This is a genomic window from Janthinobacterium sp. GW822-FHT07H11, assembly GCF_058798615.1.
The window spans coordinates 1445112-1464225 of record NZ_CM179507.1 but is presented as its reverse complement, the minus strand read 5'-3'; the positions used below and the strand labels follow the sequence as shown (position 1 = coordinate 1464225).

At 64.0% G+C, this 19114-nt stretch carries 14 protein-coding genes; 4 read left to right on the top strand and 10 right to left on the bottom strand.

The window, feature by feature from the left end; all coding sequences use genetic code 11:
• Positions 1–59: 59 nt before the first annotated feature.
• Both AC3RCJ_RS06505 and AC3RCJ_RS06500 read right to left on the bottom strand, forming a co-directional pair.
• Positions 60–1292, bottom strand: a complete 1233-nt coding sequence (locus AC3RCJ_RS06505) for a M20/M25/M40 family metallo-hydrolase (RefSeq protein ID WP_492959353.1) — start codon at positions 1290–1292, stop codon at positions 60–62.
• Positions 1289–2521 (bottom strand): urate hydroxylase PuuD, encoded by a 1233-nt coding sequence (locus AC3RCJ_RS06500; RefSeq protein ID WP_492959355.1) that lies wholly within the window; start codon positions 2519–2521, stop codon positions 1289–1291. The genes AC3RCJ_RS06505 and AC3RCJ_RS06500 overlap by 4 nt, the downstream gene beginning before the upstream one ends.
• Before the next feature lie 131 nt (positions 2522–2652).
• Here AC3RCJ_RS06500 and AC3RCJ_RS06495 point away from each other — a divergent pair, with 131 nt between their 5' ends.
• Both AC3RCJ_RS06495 and AC3RCJ_RS06490 read left to right on the top strand, forming a co-directional pair.
• Entirely contained in the window at positions 2653–3591 is a 939-nt protein-coding gene (locus AC3RCJ_RS06495; protein WP_492959357.1) for a LysR substrate-binding domain-containing protein, read from the top strand.
• Positions 3592–3663: 72 nt separating this feature from the next.
• Positions 3664–5424, top strand: coding sequence for an allantoate amidohydrolase (locus tag AC3RCJ_RS06490; RefSeq protein WP_492959359.1), 1761 nt, complete (start codon positions 3664–3666; stop codon positions 5422–5424).
• Here the strand turns inward: AC3RCJ_RS06490 and AC3RCJ_RS06485 are convergent.
• The 8 genes from AC3RCJ_RS06485 to aptA form a co-directional block, all read right to left on the bottom strand.
• Positions 5421–6821, bottom strand: coding sequence for a tetratricopeptide repeat protein (locus AC3RCJ_RS06485; protein ID WP_492959361.1), 1401 nt, complete (start codon positions 6819–6821; stop codon positions 5421–5423). The genes AC3RCJ_RS06490 and AC3RCJ_RS06485 overlap by 4 nt on opposite strands.
• A 56-nt stretch (positions 6822–6877) precedes the next feature.
• Entirely contained in the window at positions 6878–8113 is a 1236-nt protein-coding gene (locus AC3RCJ_RS06480; protein ID WP_492959363.1) for a Zn-dependent hydrolase, read from the bottom strand.
• Positions 8114–8123: 10 nt separating this feature from the next.
• Positions 8124–9515 (bottom strand): dihydropyrimidinase, encoded by a 1392-nt coding sequence (gene hydA / locus AC3RCJ_RS06475; protein WP_492959365.1) that lies wholly within the window; start codon positions 9513–9515, stop codon positions 8124–8126.
• Positions 9516–9536: 21 nt separating this feature from the next.
• On the bottom strand, positions 9537–11021 hold the full coding sequence (locus AC3RCJ_RS06470; protein WP_492959367.1) for an NCS1 family nucleobase:cation symporter-1: 1485 nt from the start codon (positions 11019–11021) through the stop codon (positions 9537–9539).
• Between the two features lie 109 nt (positions 11022–11130).
• Positions 11131–12411 carry an NAD-dependent dihydropyrimidine dehydrogenase subunit PreA gene (gene preA / locus AC3RCJ_RS06465; RefSeq protein ID WP_492959369.1) on the bottom strand — a complete coding sequence of 427 codons (1281 nt, stop codon included), beginning with the start codon at positions 12409–12411 and terminating at the stop codon, positions 11131–11133.
• Positions 12411–13778, bottom strand: coding sequence for an NAD(P)-dependent oxidoreductase (locus AC3RCJ_RS06460; RefSeq protein WP_492959371.1), 1368 nt, complete (start codon positions 13776–13778; stop codon positions 12411–12413). The genes preA and AC3RCJ_RS06460 overlap by 1 nt, the downstream gene beginning before the upstream one ends.
• A gap of 47 nt (positions 13779–13825) precedes the next feature.
• The gene (locus AC3RCJ_RS06455; RefSeq protein ID WP_492959372.1) at positions 13826–15328 is read right to left on the bottom strand and encodes a CoA-acylating methylmalonate-semialdehyde dehydrogenase; all 1503 of its coding nucleotides are present in this window, start codon (positions 15326–15328) and stop codon (positions 13826–13828) included.
• Between the two features lie 73 nt (positions 15329–15401).
• On the bottom strand, positions 15402–16718 hold the full coding sequence (gene aptA / locus AC3RCJ_RS06450) for an omega-aminotransferase AptA (protein ID WP_492959374.1): 1317 nt from the start codon (positions 16716–16718) through the stop codon (positions 15402–15404).
• A gap of 200 nt (positions 16719–16918) precedes the next feature.
• On the opposite strand from aptA, the gene AC3RCJ_RS06445 reads away from it, so the two are divergent.
• Positions 16919–18388 (top strand): aminotransferase-like domain-containing protein, encoded by a 1470-nt coding sequence (locus AC3RCJ_RS06445; protein WP_492959376.1) that lies wholly within the window; start codon positions 16919–16921, stop codon positions 18386–18388.
• Positions 18389–18397: 9 nt separating this feature from the next.
• Positions 18398–19063, top strand: a complete 666-nt coding sequence (locus AC3RCJ_RS06440) for a TetR/AcrR family transcriptional regulator (RefSeq protein WP_492959378.1) — start codon at positions 18398–18400, stop codon at positions 19061–19063.
• The last annotated feature ends 51 nt before the right edge of the window (positions 19064–19114 follow it).

Below are 19114 nucleotides of genomic sequence, written 5' to 3'. Positions count from 1 at the left end.
CTCCCCCGATTTCCCAGGCATGCATCTTACCGGATGCCAGCGGCATGGTCGCGGTCCAGTCAGGCGGCCAGGAAGTCAAGCAAGGTCAGGGCCACGATCTTGCTGGCCTTGCGCAAGTCATCGAGCGCCAGGCGCTCGTCGGCCTTTTTCGCATTCGATTCGGGTACCGTGCGGGGACCGGCGCCATACAGCACGGCGGGGATGCCCCGTTCGCCATACAGGCGCGCATCCGCATACAGGGGCGTGCCGACGGCGGGGATGGTTTCGCCCATAATCGCCTGCGCATTTTTCTGCAGGCTGCCGATCAGCCGCTCGGAACCGGGCAAGGGCCGCAGCGCGTGCGACAGCAGCAGGCGGCGGATTTCGATACGGATGCCCGGTTCGCCGCGCACGGCGTCTTCGATCAGCGCGCGTACCTGCGCTTCCACCTCCACCGGGTCTTCCTCCGGGATCATGCGGCGGTCCATCTTCATGACGACCTTGCCCGGCACCACATTCGTATTTGTGCCGCCGTCGATGCGGCCCACCAGCATGGTGGGCGAGTCGATGCCCGCCACCTTGGATTTGATCTTCTTCAGCTCCGGCAGCTGACCGTAGATGGCGTTGAGGATCTTGTTGGCGGCCTGCAGTGCGTCATGACCCGTTTCCGGCATGGAGCCGTGACCCGACTTGCCGTGCACGGTGATTTCCAGCTGCAGGCAGGCGTTGTGCGCGGTGACGATGCCATAGCTGAAGCCGGCGGCGATGACGAAATCGGGCTTCGTCAACCGCTGTTCCAGCAGCCAGCCAGGCCCCAGCAAGCCGCCGAATTCCTCGTCATACGTGAAGTGCAGTTCCAGCTGGCCTTTCAGGGGAACACCCAGCGCTTCGAGCGCCCGCGCGGCGAACACATAGGTGGCGAAATCGCCTTTCGACACGGCCGTCGCGCGGCCGTAGATATAGCCGCCGTCAATCTGCCCGCCATACGGCGGATACGTCCAGTTATCGCCGGGCGGCACCACGTCGCCATGCGCATTCAGGGCCACCGTCGGACCGCCCGCACCGTAAGGCCGCCGCACGATCAGGTTGGTGATGCTCTGCATGCCGTACGCCTCGACCTGGTCCTTTGGGACGGCGTGCTTTTCGGCGTTCCAGCCATACGCCTGCAGCAGCTGCGCCACCAGCTCCGCATGCGGCGCGTTATTGCCGGGCGGCGTATCCGTCGGCTGCTGCACTACCTTCTGTAAAAATGCGACTTCCTCGTCGAAGTGATCGTCGATCCAGGCCGTGATTTTTTCTGCGTGCGTAGTCATTTTGCTCCTTGCATGGTTTGTTGCAACCAGGCGCCCAGTTCGCGGCGCTCGGCGTCGGTCATATTGGTCAGGTTCCCGATCGGCATGGCCTTCAGCTCGATGGCCTGCTGGTAGATTTTCGCCGCATGCTGGCGGATCTGCGTTTCATTATCCAGCATCATGCCGGCCGGCGCCGTGGCGAAACCGGGCTGCGTGGGCCGGGCCGAGTGGCAGGTGGCGCAGCGCTGGGCGATGATGGCATGCACGCTCCTGAACTGCGCCACCGGGTCCACCACAGGCGCGGCCGCCAAGGCCACGGGCGCTTTCGGCGCGATGGCGATAGCTACGGCCAGCAGCAAGGCCACGCCGATGGCCGGATAGCGCCACTCCACACGGCCCTTGTGGCGCAGGTTGAAGAAGTGGCGGATAAAGACACCGGCCGCCATGATCAGCGCCAGCACCAGCCACGCATGATCGTTGCGGTAGGTCATTGCGTAGTGGTTGCTGATCATGATGAACAGCACGGGCAAGGTAAAATAATTGTTATGCACGCTGCGCTGCTTGGCCTTCAGGCCGTGCTTGGGATCGGGCAGCTTGCCGGCCGCCATGGCCTCGACCATCTTGCGCTGGCCGGGAATGATCAGCATCAGCACATTGGCCACCATGATGGTACCGATCATGGCGCCTACGTGGATGTAGGCGGCACGCCCGCTGAGCAGATGCGTGAGCACATACGCGGCGCCGACGATCAGCGCGAACACCGTCACGCCGAACCACAGCTCATATTGCGCCAGTTTTGACCTGCACAGCAGGTCGTACACGGTCCAGCCGATGACGAGGGTGGCGATGCCGATGCCGACGGCCTGGCCGCTGGTGATATCGGCCACGGCCTTGTCGATCATCATGGCCTGCGCATTGAAGTAGTAGGCAATCGTCAGCAGCGCAAAGCCGGACAGCCAGGTGGAATACGCTTCCCACTTGAACCAGTGCAGTTCCTGCGGCAGTTCGGCGGGCGCCACCAGGTATTTTTGCGGGTTATAGAAACCGCCGCCATGCACGGCCCACAATTCTCCCGACACGCCCTTCTTCGCCAGCTCGGAGCCGGGCGCCGGCGGGCGTATGGAATTGTCGAGCCAGACGAAATAAAAGGAAGCACCGATCCAGGCGATGCCCGTGATGACGTGCAGCCAGCGGACGATCAGGTTCAGCCACTCAAGGCCGTACGGGATCAGGTAGGCAAATACTTCCATAAATTTCCTCTAGTCGAACCGAACCAATATTCGTGCCAATCTACACAAGATAAACGGATTTACCGCCCATCACATGAAAAATATCGTATATTTGACATATTCAAATCGATATACAACAGAGCCGCCGCCCCATGTCCAGCCTGCCGCAACACCTCGACCTGCACCTGATCCGCATCCTCTACCTGCTGCTGGTGGAAAAGAATGTCTCGCGCGTGGCGCTCAAGCTCAATCAGCCGCAGCCTTCGATTTCCGCCTCCCTGCGCAAGCTGCGCGAACTGACAGGCGACCCGCTGCTGGTGCGCGGCGCGCGCGGCATGGTGCCCACCCAGCATGGCGAAAGCCTGCTCAACCCGGCCAAACGCATCCTCGACCAGACGGAAAGCCTGTTCATCAAGAAGACACCGTTCGTGGCACAGGAAGAGGCGCGCACCTTCCATATCGCCGCGCCCGATTACCTGGACAGCCAGTTCCTGCCCAACGTGGTGGCCCTGCTGCGCCGCGGTTCGCCGAAAAGCCGCGTCGTGCTGCACAGCCTGGGACAGGGCATCGATCATATCCGGCAATTGTCCGACGGGGGCCTGGACCTGGTCATCGCCAACTGGGATGAACCGCCCGCCCATCTGCACATCTCGAAGCTGTTCGAAGACCCCATCGTCTGCGCCATGCATGCGGAAAACGCCTATGCGCGGCGCACGGCCAGCGACGCCATGACCCTGGACGACTATCTGAGCCTGCCCCACGTGGCGCCGTCGCAGATGATGCCCGGCTACCATGGCGTGATCGACTCCTTCCTGGAGCGACAAAACCTGCAGCGCAACGTGGTGGTGGAATCAGCGTATTTCGGCCTCATTCCCTACATGCTGACGCAGACGGACCTGGTGCTCACCACAGGCCGCCAGTTCATGCGCTTCTATGAAAAGACCCTGCCGCTGAAAACGTATACCGTACCCTTGAAATTCCCGCCCATGCGCTTTTATCAGCTGTGGCACCAGCGCGTGCACCAGGCGCCCGAACACAAATGGCTGCGCGACCAGGTCAGCGCCGCCGCCAAGGCGCTGGTGCAGCGATAGCCGCTATCAGCGCGCGCATATAATGGATGCAGAACAGGGCGCTATCATCACCGCTTGCATGATCGGAGAACCATGACCACCCTTTCAGACCTGAATGCCGGCAGCCAGGCGGATTTTGTCGCGCAGCTGCATGGCATCTATGAACATTCGCCCTGGATACCCCTGCGCGCGGCCAACGCCCGTCCGTTTTCCAGCCTGACGGCGCTCAAGACGGAACTGCAGCGCGTGCTGGCGCAAGCCTCGCCCGAAGAGCAGCTCGGGCTGATACGCGCCCACCCGGAACTGGCGGGCAAGGCTGCCATCGCGGGCCAGCTGACGGCGGAATCGACGCGCGAACAGGCCAAGTCCGGTCTGAACCTGTGCAGTCCAGAGGAATTTTCCACCCTGCAGCGCCTCAATGCCGACTACAACGCCAAGTTCGGCTTTCCCTTCATCCTGGCCGTCAAGGGCCCGACGGGCGAGGGTTTGACGCGCCAGGACATCATCGCCACGTTTGCGCGGCGCCTGAAAAACCGGCGCGCCGATGAACTGGCCGAATCGCTGCGGCAGATCAAGCGCATCGCCGAACTGCGCCTGAACGAGCTGTTCGACGTGCGCCTGGACTTCGGTCCGGCCATCATGCAGCAGGCCGAGACACTGGCTGGCTGGAGCGACAGCGATTACAACCTGACCTGCGCCTACATGACGCCGGCGCACCGGAAAACGGCCGCGCAGCTGGCCGACTGGATGACGGAAGCGGGCATGCAGGTGCAGATCGATGCCGTCGGCAATGTGGTCGGCCGCTACCTGTCCGAAGCACCCGACGCAAAGACCCTGATGACGGGATCGCATTACGACACGGTGCGCAACGGCGGCAAGTACGACGGGCGGCTGGGCATCGTGCTGCCCATCGCCGTCGTGCGCCACCTGCACGAACGGGGCGAAAAGCTGCCCTTCCACGTCGAGATCGTCGGCTTCGCCGAAGAGGAAGGCGTGCGCTTCAAGAGCACCTTCCTCGGCAGCACGGCCATCACGGGCAAGTTCGATCTGTCGCTGCTGGAGCAGCTGGATGCGGATGGCGTGAGCATGCGCGACGCGCTGGCCGCCGCAGGCCACGATGCAACGGCCATCGGCGCCATCGCGCGCGATCCCGAAGACTTGCTCGGCTATGTGGAAGTGCATATCGAGCAAGGTCCCGTACTGCTCGAGCGCGACCTGCCGCTGGGCATCGTCACGGCGATTGCCGGCAGCTCGCGCTACCTGGTCAATCTTGGCGGCGTGGCCAGCCACGCCGGTACCACGCCCATGGCCATGCGCAAGGATGCTGCCAGCGCGGCGGCCGAAATCATCCTGCTGGTGGAACAGCGCTGCAGCCAGGGCGAAGCACTGGTAGGCACCGTCGGCCAGCTGCACGTGCCGAACGGCTCCGTCAACGTGATCGCCGGCGCCTGCACCCTGTCGCTCGACATCCGCGCGGCCAGCGACGCCGTGCGCCAGGGCGCCGTCGACGATATTCTCGATGGCATCGCCGCCATCTGCGCGCGGCGCCAGATCGATGTCGAGATCGAACTGCTGCTGTCGGCCCGCGCCGCGCCGTGCGCGCCGTGGCTGATGGCGCAGCTGGCGCAGGCCGTGGAATCGGTCGGCATCGAACCGTATGCGCTGCTGTCCGGTGCCGGCCACGACGCCATGGCCATGGCCGCCATCACCGACGTGGCCATGCTGTTTACGCGCTGCGGCAACGGCGGCATCAGCCATAATCCGCTGGAAACCATGACGGCCGACGATGCCGATATCGCGGCGCGTGCACTGCTGGCATTCCTGCGCGATTTCCAGCCAGGGTCCAAAGCCTAAGCGTCTCTCCCGGGAGGGAGCATCTCCTGCCGCCACTGCATCAGCTGCTCGGCAAGGTGCGCAACGAGCGGCGCCCAGCCACCTGGCGCAGGCTGGTGGAACAGGCGCATCGCGGGATACCAGGGACTATCGCTGCGTCCCGCCAGCCAGCGCCAGTCGGACCGGTAGTGCGGCAGCAGCAGCCAGCACGGCGTGCCCAGCGCACCCGCCAGGTGCGCCACGGCCGTATCGACGCTGATCACCAGATCCAGGTTGGAGATCAGCGCCGCGGTATCGGCCATGTCACCGAGCGCCGCTCCGCCGCCAGCCAGGGCCAGTGATGCCGAAGTGTCATCCTCGCCTGCGCCCTTTTGCAAGCTGACAAACTGCACGCCTGCCACCGCGGCCAGCGGCGCCAGCGTGTCGAGCGCCGCCAATGAACGCTCGCCATCGTTTTCAAATGCGGGATTGCCTTTCCAGGCCAGGCCCACGCGCAACGGCGCGGGTGGCAGGCGCGCGGCCCAGGCGGCCACGGCATGCGAATCCGCGTGCACATACGGCACGTTCGACGGTATCGTTTCCAGCACCGTGCCGCACAGGCCGGGAATGCTCAGCAGGGCGACCCAATAATCGCGCCCATGCTCAGCGACCGCCTCGCCGATGGCCATCACCGCGTCGATGCCAGGCACGGTCCGCAGCAGTGCCTTGAGCGGCGCATGGCACAGCAGCGACACGCTGGCTGCGCCCAATTCGCGCAGCAAGGGCACGTAGCGGCACAGCAGCAGCATATCGCCCATGCCCGCTTCGGGGCAGATCAGCAGCGACTTGCCGGCCAGCGGCTCGCCCTGCCAGCGCGGGAAGTGAAAGTAGTCGCCAAACGCGGACGGTTGCGGCCGCGCTTCCAGCATGTGCCAGCCTTCCGCCAGGCGGCCCTGGCGCAGCAGCAGGTAGGCGAGATTGTAGCGCGCGTTCGCGTAGGCGGGATCGATTTCCATGGCCCGCCGGTAGCAGTGCTCCGCCTGTGTTTCGCGCTGCAGGCTGGCCTGCAGCGCGCCCAGGTTGGACCAGGCTGAAGGCAGCTCGGGCGCCAGCGCCAGCACGCGGCGCAAGATTTTCTCGGCTTCGTCCATGCGGCGCATCCGCAGCAGCAGCGCGCCCAGGTTTTGCAGCAGATGCGCGTCGTCCGGCATGTGAGCCAGCGCACGCAGGTACAGGGCCAAGGCATCTACCAGTGCGCCCTCCTGTTCCCGCATCCAGGCCAGGTTGAGCAGGGAAAACGCATTGTCGGGGTCAAGTAGCAGCGCCTGCTGGAAACAGGCCTGCGCGCCTGCCGCGTCGCCCATGGACAGCAGTTCGCCACCACGCGCGGCGTGCAGCGCGGCCGGGTGCCGCTCGGTATCGGTATCGGAAATGCTCATCGCTGGGCCGCCTGTTGTCGCAAGGCGCCCAGCATAGCACCGCCGCGCAGCGGCAGCTAGACAGCCACGGCCCGCTCCAGCATCGCGTGCAGCAGCACATTGCAGCCCGCCTCCAGGTGCTCGGGCTTGGCGTCCTCGATTTCATTGTGGCTGATGCCGTCCTTGCACGGCACGAAGATCATGCCGGCCGGCGCCAGCCGGGCCGCGTAGATGGCGTCGTGACCGGCGCCGGACACCACGTCCATCACGGAGTAGCCCAGCTTTGCGGTGGCATTGCGCACGGCGCCCACGCAGTCGGGGTGGAACGGGCATGGCGGGTAATAGGACACCCTTTCGAGTGAAATGCCCAAGCCTGTTTTTTCGCGCGTGGCGTCGATGAAGGCCGTGATCTCGCCGTGCATGGTATTGAGCAGTTCGTCGTTCACATTGCGCAGGTCGATGCTGAATGTGACTTCGCCGGGAATCACGTTGCGGCTGTTCGGGAACACCTGCACCATGCCCACCGTGCCGCGGCCATACGGCGGATAGCGGTTGGCGATCGCCACCACCTCCTGCATGATGGTCGTGGCCACCTGCAGCGCATCCTTGCGCAAGCCCATCGGCGTCGGTCCCGCATGCGCCTCCATGCCCGTCACCACGCAGTCGTACCAGGACAGGCCCATCACGGCCGGCACCACGCCGATCACCTTGTCCGCGTCTTCCAGCACGGGTCCCTGCTCGATATGCGTTTCAAAGTAGGCGCCGATGGGATGGTCGCCCGGCACCTGGTCTCCACGATAGCCGATGCGCGCCAGCTCCTCGCCCACCGTCTTGCCTTCCGTGTCCTTGGCCGCATACGCGGTTTCGAGCGAGAAGGCGCCGCAAAAGACGCCCGATCCCATCATCACGGGCACGAAACGCGAACCTTCCTCATTGGTCCAGAACGCCACCTCGATGGGCGACCGCGTCTTGATATTGAGGTCGTTCAGGGTACGCACCACTTCCAGGCCAGCCAGCACGCCGTAATTGCCATCGAACTTGCCGCCCGTGGGCTGGGTGTCGATATGGCTGCCCGTCATCACGGGCGGCAAGGTGTTGTCGGTGCCGTCGCGGCGCATGAAGACATTGCCGATCTGGTCGATCGTGATGCTCATGCCGGCTTCACGGCCCCAGCGCACCACCAGGTCCCGGCCTTCCTTGTCGAGGTCCGTCAGGGCCAGGCGCTTGACGCCGCCCTTTGCCGTGGCGCCTATCTGCGCCAGCTCCATCAGGGCCGCCCACAATCGCCCGCCATTGATACGCAATGCATCCATCGTCAACTCCTTATGCGGTGGTGGCGGAAAAAGCCGGGCGTGCGATATAGCGCCCTGCCCCTTCGACGGCCATCAGTTCGCCCTGGTGGAAGACCACCTTGCCGGCGGCAATCGTGGTGCTCGGAATGCCGCGCACGGTGCGCCCTTCGAAGACGTTGAAGCCCCCTTTGGCGAACTGCGTGGCGGCGGAAATGGTGCGCGTGCCCTGCGGGTCCCACAGCACGATATCGGCATCGCTGCCTGCGGCGATAACGCCCTTGCGCGGATACATATTGAAGATCTGCGCCGCATTGGTCGATGATACCTTGACGAATTCGGACGGCGTGAGCATGCCGGAATTGACCCCCGCATCCCACACCACGGCCATGCGTTCCTCGACGCCACCACAGCCGTTCGGGATGCGCGTGAAGTCCTGTTTGCCCGCCGCCTTCTGCTCGGCGCAAAAGGTGCAGTGATCGGTGGCCGTCGTGTGCAGGTTGCCGCTTTGCAGGCCGTGCCACAGGGCCGCCTGGTGGTGCTTGCCGCGGAACGGCGGGCTCATGACGTGACCCGCCACGTAGTCGAAATCATCGCGCTGGTAGACGCTGTCGTCGATCACCAGGTGGCCCGCCAGCGCTTCGCCGTACACGCGCTGGCCGTTGGCGCGCGCCCGCGTGATGGCGTCGAGCGACTCGGCGCACGAGACGTGCACGATGTACACGGGGGTATTCAAAACGTTGGCAATCGCGATGGCGCGGTTGGCCGCCTCCGCTTCCACGGCCGGTGGGCGCGACAGCGGGTGCGCCTGCGGCCCGGTAATCCCCTTCTTCAGCAAGGCTTGCTGCAACTGGAAAACCAGCTCGCCGTTTTCCGCGTGCACGGTGGGCAGCGCCCCCAGTTCCAGCGAGCGGGTAAAGCTTTTCACCAGCGTTTCATCGTCGGCCATGATGGCGTTTTTATACGCCATGAAGTGCTTGAAGCTGTTCACGCCATGCTCGCGCACGAGGGTGCCCATCTCCGCATGTACCTGTTCGCTCCACCAGGTGATCGCCACGTGGAAGGTATAGTCACCAGCCGCCTTGGCCGACCACGCGCGCCACTGGTGATAGGCCTCGATCAGCGACTGCTTCGGCGCCGGAATGACGAAGTCCATGATGGTGGTGGTGCCGCCGGCCAGTCCCGCCGCCGTGCCCGTGAAAAAATCGTCGGCCGTCACGGTGCCCATGAAAGGCAAATTCATGTGCGTGTGGGTGTCTATCCCGCCCGGCATCACGTACAGGCCGCCCGCGTCGATCACGGTGGCGCCAGCCGGCAGCACCAGGTTCTCGCCGACGGCGGCAATCGTGTCGCCCTCGATCAGCACATCGGCGCGGAAGGCGCGGTCGGCATTCACGACAGTACCGCCACGTATCAATGTAGTCATCTTGTCTCCTTCTCGAAAAGATCAGGACTGCGGCACCTGCTGCACCTGCGCCACGGCCTTGCCCTTCATCATGACGCCGTAGACGACGGCGGCGATGGCCACGCCCACGAACCAGGCGTAGGTGTAGATGGTTTTGAAGCCTTCGCCCACGCCGGGAAACGCCGTGGGAAAGGCCGCGTTCAAAAAGCCCGGGATATTCGGCAGCACGGCGATCACAAAGGCGATCAGGGCGGCCATGTTCCAGCCATTGCCATACGAGTAGACGCCGTCGTCGCGGTACAGCTGCCTGACGTCGAGTTGCGTCTTGCGCACAAAATAATAGTCGACGATGAGGATGCCGGCGATGGGGCCCAGCAGGGCCGAGTAGCCGATCAGCCACGTGAAGATGTAGCCCTGCGTCGATTCGAGCACCTTCCACGGCATCATGACGATGGCAATGAAGGCGGTGATGTAGCCGCCCATCTTGTACGAAATCTGCTTCGGCGCCAGCGAGGAAAAGTCATACGCCGGTCCCACCAGGTTGGCCGCCAGGTTGACGCTGACCGTATCGATCAGCAGGATGATCAGCGCGACCAGCACGGCGGCGCCCGTCATGCGGCTGGCCAGGTCGACCGGATCCCAGATGGCCTTGCCGTACATGACGACGGAGCCTGCCGTGACGATCACGGCCAGCATGGCGAGCAATCCCATGGGTACCGGCAAGCCAACCGACTGGCCGATCACCTGGTCGCGCTGCGTCTTGGCGAAACGCGTGAAATCGGGGATGTTCAAGGCCAAGGTGGCCCAGAACCCCACCATGGCGGTGAGCGACGGCCAGAAGACGCTCCAGAACTGGCCCGCCTTTTTACCGCCGGGGATGAATTGCGATGGCTGGTCCAGCAGGCTGGCCACGCCGCCGGCCTTGCTGTGCACCCAGTACAGCAGCACGAAGCAGATGAGGATTTTCAGCGGCGCCGTATAGGTTTCGAGTTTACGGATCGACTCCATGCCGTGCAGGATGTAATAGAACTGGATGGCCCAGAAGGCCAGGAAGCACAGCAGCTGGCTGCCGTTGATGCCCAGGCCCGCGATCTTCTCGCCGCCCAGCTCATGCCCCATTAACACCCCCATCAGGGTGTAGATCATCTGGCCGCCGAACCAGGTCTGGATGCCATACCAGCCGCAGGCGACGATGGCGCGCATCAGCGCCGGCAGGCGCGCGCCCATGGTGCCGAACGAGGCGCGCGCCAGCACCGCATACGGGATGCCGTACTTGGTGCCCGCGTGGCCGATCAGCAGCATCGGCAAGAGCACGATGGCGTTGGCGAGGAATACCGTGAGCACGGCCTGGTAACCGGACATGCCGCTGTCGATCAGGCTGGCCGACAGGGTGTAGGCAGGAATGCACATGACCATGCCGACCCACAGCGCGGCGAAGTGATACCAGCGCCAGGTGCGCTGCGCTGCCGTGGTGGGTGCAAGGTCTTCATTCCAGAGTTGCGTGTTGCCTGAATAGTCGTGGTTCACAGGATTGCTCCATCGGTTGGGAGGTTGGGCGTTTTAAAAACGGCTGCGGCCTAGCTTACTGCAAACTTGGGCAACTGTTTATAAAATATGCGTACGCAAAAAACGTGCCCTACGCCGTCTCCGCCAATGCCCGTGGATTGCGCGGGTCCTGCGTCCAGTTCATGTATGGCTTGCCCGTCGCCTGCGGCACCATCGTGATGCAGCCCTGCACCGGACAGGTGATTTCGCACAGATTGCAGCCCACGCATTCCTCCTTGATCACCTCATATGTGCGCGTGCCGGCCGCGTCGATCAGCTGCGCAATCGACTGGTGCGAGGTGTCTTCGCAAGCCACGTAGCACTTGCCGCACTTGATGCAGTCATCCTGGTTGATCTGCGCGATGACCTGGTAATTCATGTCCAGGTATTTCCAGTCCGTCGTGTTGGCCACGGCCTTGCCGGAAAAGTCGCTGATGCGTGCATAGCCCTTCTCGTCCATCCAGCGCGACAGGCCATCCTTCATCTCTTCGACGATGCGGAAACCGTGCAGCATGGCGGCCGTGCAGACCTGCACGCAGCCGGCGCCCAGGGCGATGAATTCGGCCGCGTCGCGCCAGTTGCCGATGCCGCCGATGCCGGAAATGGGCAAGCCGCGCGTCTGCGGATCGCGGGCGATTTCCGCCACCATGTTCAGGGCGATGGGTTTCACGGCCGTGCCGCAATAGCCGCCGTGCGTGCTGGCGCCGCCCACGATAGGCAAGGCCACCATGCGGTCCAAGTCCAGCGACGTGATGGAATTGATGGTATTGATCAGCGAAACGGCATCCGCGCCGCCCGCCTTGGCCGCGCGCGCCGGCATGCGCACGTCCGTGATGTTCGGGGTGAGCTTGACGATGACGGGCAGGCGGCTGTGCTTCTTGCACCAGGCGGTGACCATCTGCACGTACTCGGGCACCTGGCCCACGGCCGCGCCCATGCCCCGCTCCGGCATGCCGTGCGGGCAGCCGAAATTGAGCTCGATGCCGTCGGCCCCCGTCGCCTCGACCTTGGGCAAAATATCGGCCCAGTAGTGCTCTTCGCACGGCAGCATCAGGGAGACGATCATGGCGCGGTCCGGCCAGTCCTTTTTCACCTGCGTGATTTCGCGCAGGTTGATTGCCAAAGAGCGGTCGGTAATGAGTTCGATGTTATTGAAGCCGACCACTTCGCGGTTCTTGCCGTACAGGGCGGAATAACGCGACGAGACGTTGACGGCGGCAGGGTCTTCACCGAGCGTTTTCCAGACGACGCCGCCCCACCCGGCCTCGAAGGCGCGCACCACGTTATAGGCCTTGTCGGTCGGCGGTGCGGACGCCAGCCAGAAGGGATTCGGCGCCTTGATGCCGCAAAATTCGATGCTGAGATCAGCCATTATGCAGCCTCCACTTTGGAAAGAAGATCGTGATGGATGGCCAGTGCGGCCAGCTTGCCATGCTGGACGGCCTGCACCGTCAAGTCCTGCCCCGGCGCCACGCAGTCGCCGCCCGCATAGATCCCCGGCAGCACCGTGCGAAAACCCGCATCGACGGCGATCTTGTCGCCTTCGCGCTGCAGCAAGGATGCCATCGGGTCATGCAGCACGCCGGTGTCGAGGCTCTGGCCGATGGCCTTGAAGATGGCGTCGGCCGCCACGTCGAAGGTTTCGCCGGTGCCCGCCAGGCGCGTGCCCTGCATGCGGGTTTTTTCGAAGCGCATGCCGGCCACCTTGCCGGCAGTATCGAGCAGCACCTGCCGCGGCTGGGCCCACGTCAGCATGCGCACCTGGTTCGCCTTGGCGATTTCCTGCTCATGGTGCGTGGCCGTCATGGCGTCGAAGCCGCGCCGGTACACGAGGGTGACTTCCTCGGCACCCAGGCGCTGAACCTGCACGGCCATGTCGATGGCCGTATTGCCGGCGCCGATGACGATGGCGCGCTGCGGCACGGGCAGCGCGGCCAGGTCATCGGCCTGGCGCAGCGCGGCAATGTAGTCGACGGCGGCCAGCAAGCCCGGCGCATCCTCGCCCGTCAGGCCCAGCTTGCGGCTGGCACCCAGGCCCAGGCCCAGGAAAACGGCGTCGTACTGCGCGTGCAGGTCGCGCAGCTGCAGGTTTTCTCCCAGCGCCTGGCGACATCGGATGTCGATGCCTCCTATCTGCAGCAGGAAGCCGATTTCCTTTTGCGCGAAATCGTCCGTGAGCTTGTATTTGGCGATGCCGTATTCATTCAGGCCGCCCGCCTTGCCCTCCTTTTCAAAGATCACCACGTCGTGGCCCAGCATGGCCAGGCGGTGCGCGCACGACAGGCCCGCCGGCCCCGCGCCGACCACGGCGATAGTCTTGCCGGTGGCAGGCGCACGCTGGAACGGATGGCTGGCAAAGTGCATGTGATCGACGGCGTAGCGCTGCAAGAGGCCGATCTTGACGGGCTGGCCTTCGGCGTCATGGTTGCGCACGCAGACGTCTTCGCACAGGATCTCCGTGGGGCAGACGCGGGCACAGCTGCCGCCCAGGATATTCTGTTTCAGGATGCCGGCGGCGGCGCCGTTGATGTTCTTGTCGTGGATATTGCGGATGAAGCTGGCCACGTCGATTTCCGACGGACAGATGCGGCTGCACGGCGCATCGTAGCAGTACAGGCAGCGGGCGCTTTCGATGGCCGCCTGGCGCGCCGTCAACGGCGGTGCCAGGTCCGTGAAATGGCCCGCCAGTTCCTCGTTGGGCAGGGCGGGATGCGGCAAATAGTTCAGGGACTCGATCATCGCGTTTTCCTTCGTTGATCCTGCGGTGGACTTTTAGTTTTAAACCGTCACTTCATCTGGGGAAAAGCAAATTCCACACCAGCGCTTGCCGTGTTCGGCCAGCGCTGCATCACGGCCTTGTGGCGCGTGTAGAAACGCACGCCTTCGGGACCATAGGCGTGGTGGTCGCCGAACATGCTGCGCTTCCAGCCGCCGAAACTGTTGAAGGCCATCGGCACGGGCAAGGGGATGTTGACGCCCACCATGCCGACCTGGATCTGGCGCACGAATTCGCGCGCCACGCCGCCATCGCGCGTGTAGATGGCCACGCCGTTGCCATACTCGTTGGCGTTGATCAGTTCCACCGCATGCACCACGTCAGGACACCGCAGCACGCACAGCACGGGGCCAAAAATTTCTTCCTTGTAGATGCGCATGTCGCGCGTGACATGGTCAAATAAAGTACCGCCGATAAAGAAGCCATTCTCGCGTCCCGGCACTACGTGGTTGCGGCCATCGACCACCAACGTCGCGCCCTGTTCCACGCCCGATGCGATGAGTTTTTCGATCCGCTGCTTGGCCGCCAGCGACACGACGGGGCCCATTTCCGCGCCATCTTCCATACCGTCGCGCACTTTCAGTGCGGCCGTGCGCCCTGCCAGTGCATTGATCAATTTGTCGCCCGCGTCGCCCACGGCCACCACCACGGAGATGGCCATGCAGCGTTCGCCCGCCGAACCGTAGGCCGCGCCGATGAGCGCATCGACCGTCATGTCCATGTCCGCGTCCGGCATCACCACCATGTGGTTCTTGGCGCCGCCCAGGGCTTGCACGCGCTTGCCGCTGGCGCTGCCGCGCGCATAGATATACTCCGCTATCGGCGTCGAACCGACAAAGCTGATCGCCTGCACCACGGGGTGGTCGAGCAAGGCATCAACCGTCACTTTATCTCCCTGCACCACGTTGAAGACGCCGTCTGGCAAGCCCGCCTCCTTGAGCAACCGGGCATGCAACAAGGAGGCCGACGGATCGCGCTCGGACGGTTTCAAGACAAAGGTATTGCCACAGGCGATAGCGACGGGGAACATCCACATCGGCACCATCACGGGGAAATTGAATGGCGTGATGCCGGCCACCACGCCGAGCGCCTGGCGCATGGACCAGGCATCGATGCCGCGCGAAATCTGGTCCGTGAATTCGCCTTTTAATAATTGCGGGATGCCGACGGCAAATTCCACCATTTCGATGCCGCGCGCCACCTCGCCCTGCGCATCGGCAAAGGTCTTGCCATGCTCGCGCGTGAGCATGGCGGCGAACTCATCCGTGTGCTGCTGGCACAGCTGCAGGTAGCGGAACAGGACGCGGGCGCGCGTCAGCGGCGGCGTGGCCGACCACGAGGGGAAGGCGGCGGCCGCCGCCTGCACGGCCGCGTCGACGTCTTCCACGGTGCCCAGCGCCACCCGGGCCACGGGTACGCCCAGTGCCGGGTTGTACACGTCGCCGTAACGGCCGCTTTGCGTGTCGACTTTGGCGCCGTTGATGTAGTGGGTAATCGTGTCGAGATCAGTCATTGGTATTCCTCTTTATAAACCCAAAAAATGCCGGGGTCAGACCCAACGGGTCTGACCCCGGGTTGACGCCGTCTCAATCGAGATTTTTTAATACCTTGGCCAGCTTGCCAAACAGCTCGTCGACATGCTGTTTTTCCAGCACCAGCGGCGGCGACAGGGCGATGATGTCGCCCGTCGTGCGTATCAGCACGCCGTCGGCGAAGGCTTGCTTGAAGGCGTTGAAGGCGCGCGTGCCCGGTTTGCCGGCGATGGGATCGAGCTCGATGCCGGCGATCAGGCCAATGCTGCGCAGGTCTATCACGTGCGGCAAGCCTTTCAAGGAATGCACGGCGTCGCTCCAATACGCCTGCATCGCTTTAGCGTGGCCGAGGATGTCCTGCTCCTCGAACACTTGCAGGGTGGCCAGCGAGGCGGCGCAGGCAAGCGGATGGCCGGAATACGTATAGCCGTGGAACAGTTCGATACCTGGTGGCGCATCCATGAAGGCGTCGTGGATATACTTTTTGCTGAAGACGGCGCCCATCGGCACCATGCCGTTGGTCAGGCCCTTGGCCGTCGTCATCATGTCCGGCTCGACGTCGAAATAATCGGCCGCGAACGGCGTCGTCATGCGACCAAAGCCCGTGATCACCTCATCGAAGATCAACAGGATGCCGTGCTTGGTGCACAGCTCGCGCAGGCGTTTCAAGTAGCCTTTCGGCGGGATCAGCACGCCCGTGGAACCGGCCACCGGTTCGACGATGACGGCGGCAATCGTCGAGGCGTCATGCAGGGCGACGATGCGTTCCAGTTCGTCGGCCAGGTGCGTGCCGTATTCGGGCTCGCCCACCGTGTAGGCGTTCCTGTCCAGGTTGTGCGTGTGCGGCAGGTGGTCGACGCCCGGCAGCAGGGGGCCGAAGGTCTTGCGGTTGCCGCCGATGCCGCCCACGGAAATGCCGCCGAAGCCCACGCCGTGGTAACCGCGTTCGCGGCCGATCAGGCGGGTGCGTGCGCCCTCGCCGCGCGCCCGGTGGTAGGCCAGCGCCATCTTCAACGCCGTATCGACGGCTTCGGAACCGGAGTTCGTATAAAACACGTGGCCAAATTTATGCCCCGTGTAGTCCATCAGTTTTTCCGCCAGGTCGAAGGCGGCCGGATGGCCCATCTGGAAGGTGGGGGCGAAGTCGAGCTGGCCCACCATCTCGCGGATGGCGCCGACGATCTGCGGCTGCGCATGGCCGCACGGCACGCACCACAGGCCGGCCGTGCCATCGAGGATGGCATTGCCATCGACGTCCTTGTAGTACATGCCTTCGGCCGAGACCAGCAGGCGCGGGTTGGCCTTGAAGTCGCGGTTGTTGGTAAACGGCATCCAGAATGCCGACATCGATTCCGGCCTGGTTTCGTTCATGACCTTCTCCTTGGGATGGGCTGGCGCGGAGCCAGGATCGTTTTTGACGAAGCGTAAAATAATTTACCAGTTGGCAAAAAGCTGATGTAATAATAGACAGGCCATCCGCAATGGCACAGATACACAAACGGCAAAGTATCCCAACCGTACAGGCCAGAAAATCAGTACAGTTTTGTGCAAGGCAGCATAAGGAGCCACCGGTGACGCACAACGTGAAGCAGGACGAGGGCGAAGGTAACGCCAGCGGCTGGCCCGTGCTGGATATCGGCCGCCAGAAGAAGGGCGGCCTGGTCGAGCAGATCGTCATCGCCATCAGCGTCATGGTGGGCAGCCGCGCCCTGCGCATCGGCACCAAGATGCCATCCGTGCGCCAGTTCGCCAAGTGCAATGGCGTGTCGACGTTTACCGTCGTCGAATCGTACGACCGCCTGGTCAACCTCGGCCTGCTGTCGTCGCGCCGCGGCTCCGGGTATTTCGTCGCGCGCCACGATATCGCCGCCTCGCCGCAGGCGGCCCTCATTGCCAACACTCTTGCGAGTCCCACCGCCATCGACGCGCTCACGCCGGACCTGTACTCGGGCGTGTCCGATGCGCTGCCCGTGGGCGCAGGCTGGCTGCCACCCGAGATGTATGGCGAGGCGACCGTGCTCGACGCCGTGCGCCAGGCCATGCGCATCCCCGCCAGCCGGCTACGCGGCTATGGCCACCCTCTCGGCTTTCCCTCGCTGCGCCAGCACCTGGCGACGACATTGTCCGAAGACCTGTTCCAGGTGGAAGCGGACCAGGTCCTGCTGACGCATGGCGCCACGCACGCCTTCGACCTGATACTGCGCAGTCTGACCAAGCCGGGCGACACGGTGCTGGTGGAAGACCCCGGCTACAGCAACCTGCTGTCGCTGATCCGCCACCACGGCTGCATTCCCGTCGGCGTCAACCGCGGCGAGGCGGGCCTGGACCTCGATGCGCTGGCCAGCGAAGCGGCGCGCACGCAGCCGAAACTGATGTTCGTCAACACGGCGCTGCAAAATCCGCTCGGCACTTCATTGAGCCAGGCGCAGGCGCACCGCCTGCTGGCGCTGGCCGAGCAATTCGATTTCTGGCTGGTGGAAGACGATATCTACCGCGAACTGGCGGCGCGCGGCGAAGCATCGCTGGCCGCCATGGATGGCTTGCGCCGCGTGATCCGCGTGGGCAGCGTGTCCAAGACCCTGTCGCCCGTGCTGCGCGTAGGGTCGATTTGCGCCTCGCCGCCGCTGGTGGCCGAACTGGTGCGCGTGAAGATGCTGGCGGGGCTGACCACGTCGGAAATCAATGAGCGCGCCGCCTATCATGCCGTTTCCGCGCGACCCTACAAGCGCATGATAGAGCGGCTGGTGGCGCAGCTCGACGCGGCGCGGGAGCGCAGCATCGACTGCCTGGCGCAGGCAGGCATGGCGCCCGTGGCGCGTCCGCGCGGCGGCATGTTCGTCAGCGCCGGCTGGCCCGACGTGCAAACGCCGGAATGGAACGGCAAGCTTATCGCCGACATGGCCTTGAAGGCCGGCATCCTGCTGTCGCCGAACGAATTTTTCATGCTGCGCGCGCCCGAGACGGTGTGGTTCCGCTTCAACGTGGCCTACACCGACACGCCCGTGCTGCTGGCATTCCTGCAATCGATCCGTCGCCGCTAGGGAACCTCCATGGACAGCGAAAAATCCCCGGCCACCCCGCCCAAGAGCGCCAGCGGCCGGCGCCTGCAAAACCGCGACCGCCTGGAAGCGGACATCCTCGAGCAAGCCGTGCGCGCATTCGCGGAAAGCGGCTATGAGGGCGCCTCGATCGCCACCATCGCCGAGCGGGCCGGCCTGTCAAAGCAAAACCTGATGTATTATTTTCCCTCCAAGCAGCAGCTGTACCAGCGCGTGCTCGATGACGTGCTCGATGACTGGCTGGCGCGCATGGACAGTCTGGCCAGCGCGGCCGATGGCGAGCACGCGCCACAGGACATGCTGCGTGCCTACATCAGCGCCAAGCTGCGCTTTTCGCGCGAACAGCCATGGGCTTCGCGCGTGTATGCGCTCGAGGTGATCAATGGCGCGCCCCTGTACGGCACGCAGATACGCGAGCGTGTCGTGCCCCTGCTGCGCAAGGATATCGCCGTCTTCGAAGCCTGGATCGCCGCCGGCAGGATCGCGCCCGTCAACGCCACGCACCTGATGTTCGCCATCTGGGCCATGACGCAATCGTATGCGGATTTTTCAGCGCAGATGGCACTGGTGCTGGACCGCAAGCCGCTCACGCGCAGGGACTACGAGGACGCCGAAACGCTGATCGTGCACATGGTGCTGGCGGCCGTCAAGGTTTGATGGAGACGAAAAAAAACCGCCACGCAGGCGGTTTCTGGAAAGCCGCAGCAC

What these genes read in the sequence shown, in the direction of transcription:
- AC3RCJ_RS06505 (WP_492959353.1), bottom strand. Translation starts at nt 1,292, where the DNA reads ATGACTACGCACGCAGAAAAAATCACGGCCTGGATCGACGATCACTTC.
- AC3RCJ_RS06500 (WP_492959355.1), bottom strand. Translation starts at nt 2,521, where the DNA reads ATGGAAGTATTTGCCTACCTGATCCCGTACGGCCTTGAGTGGCTGAAC.
- AC3RCJ_RS06495 (WP_492959357.1), top strand. Translation starts at nt 2,653, where the DNA reads ATGTCCAGCCTGCCGCAACACCTCGACCTGCACCTGATCCGCATCCTC.
- AC3RCJ_RS06490 (WP_492959359.1), top strand. Translation starts at nt 3,664, where the DNA reads ATGACCACCCTTTCAGACCTGAATGCCGGCAGCCAGGCGGATTTTGTC.
- AC3RCJ_RS06485 (WP_492959361.1), bottom strand. Translation starts at nt 6,821, where the DNA reads ATGAGCATTTCCGATACCGATACCGAGCGGCACCCGGCCGCGCTGCAC.
- AC3RCJ_RS06480 (WP_492959363.1), bottom strand. Translation starts at nt 8,113, where the DNA reads ATGGATGCATTGCGTATCAATGGCGGGCGATTGTGGGCGGCCCTGATG.
- hydA (WP_492959365.1), bottom strand. Translation starts at nt 9,515, where the DNA reads ATGACTACATTGATACGTGGCGGTACTGTCGTGAATGCCGACCGCGCC.
- preA (WP_492959369.1), bottom strand. Translation starts at nt 12,411, where the DNA reads ATGGCTGATCTCAGCATCGAATTTTGCGGCATCAAGGCGCCGAATCCC.
- AC3RCJ_RS06460 (WP_492959371.1), bottom strand. Translation starts at nt 13,778, where the DNA reads ATGATCGAGTCCCTGAACTATTTGCCGCATCCCGCCCTGCCCAACGAG.
- AC3RCJ_RS06455 (WP_492959372.1), bottom strand. Translation starts at nt 15,328, where the DNA reads ATGACTGATCTCGACACGATTACCCACTACATCAACGGCGCCAAAGTC.
- aptA (WP_492959374.1), bottom strand. Translation starts at nt 16,718, where the DNA reads ATGAACGAAACCAGGCCGGAATCGATGTCGGCATTCTGGATGCCGTTT.
- AC3RCJ_RS06440 (WP_492959378.1), top strand. Translation starts at nt 18,398, where the DNA reads ATGGACAGCGAAAAATCCCCGGCCACCCCGCCCAAGAGCGCCAGCGGC.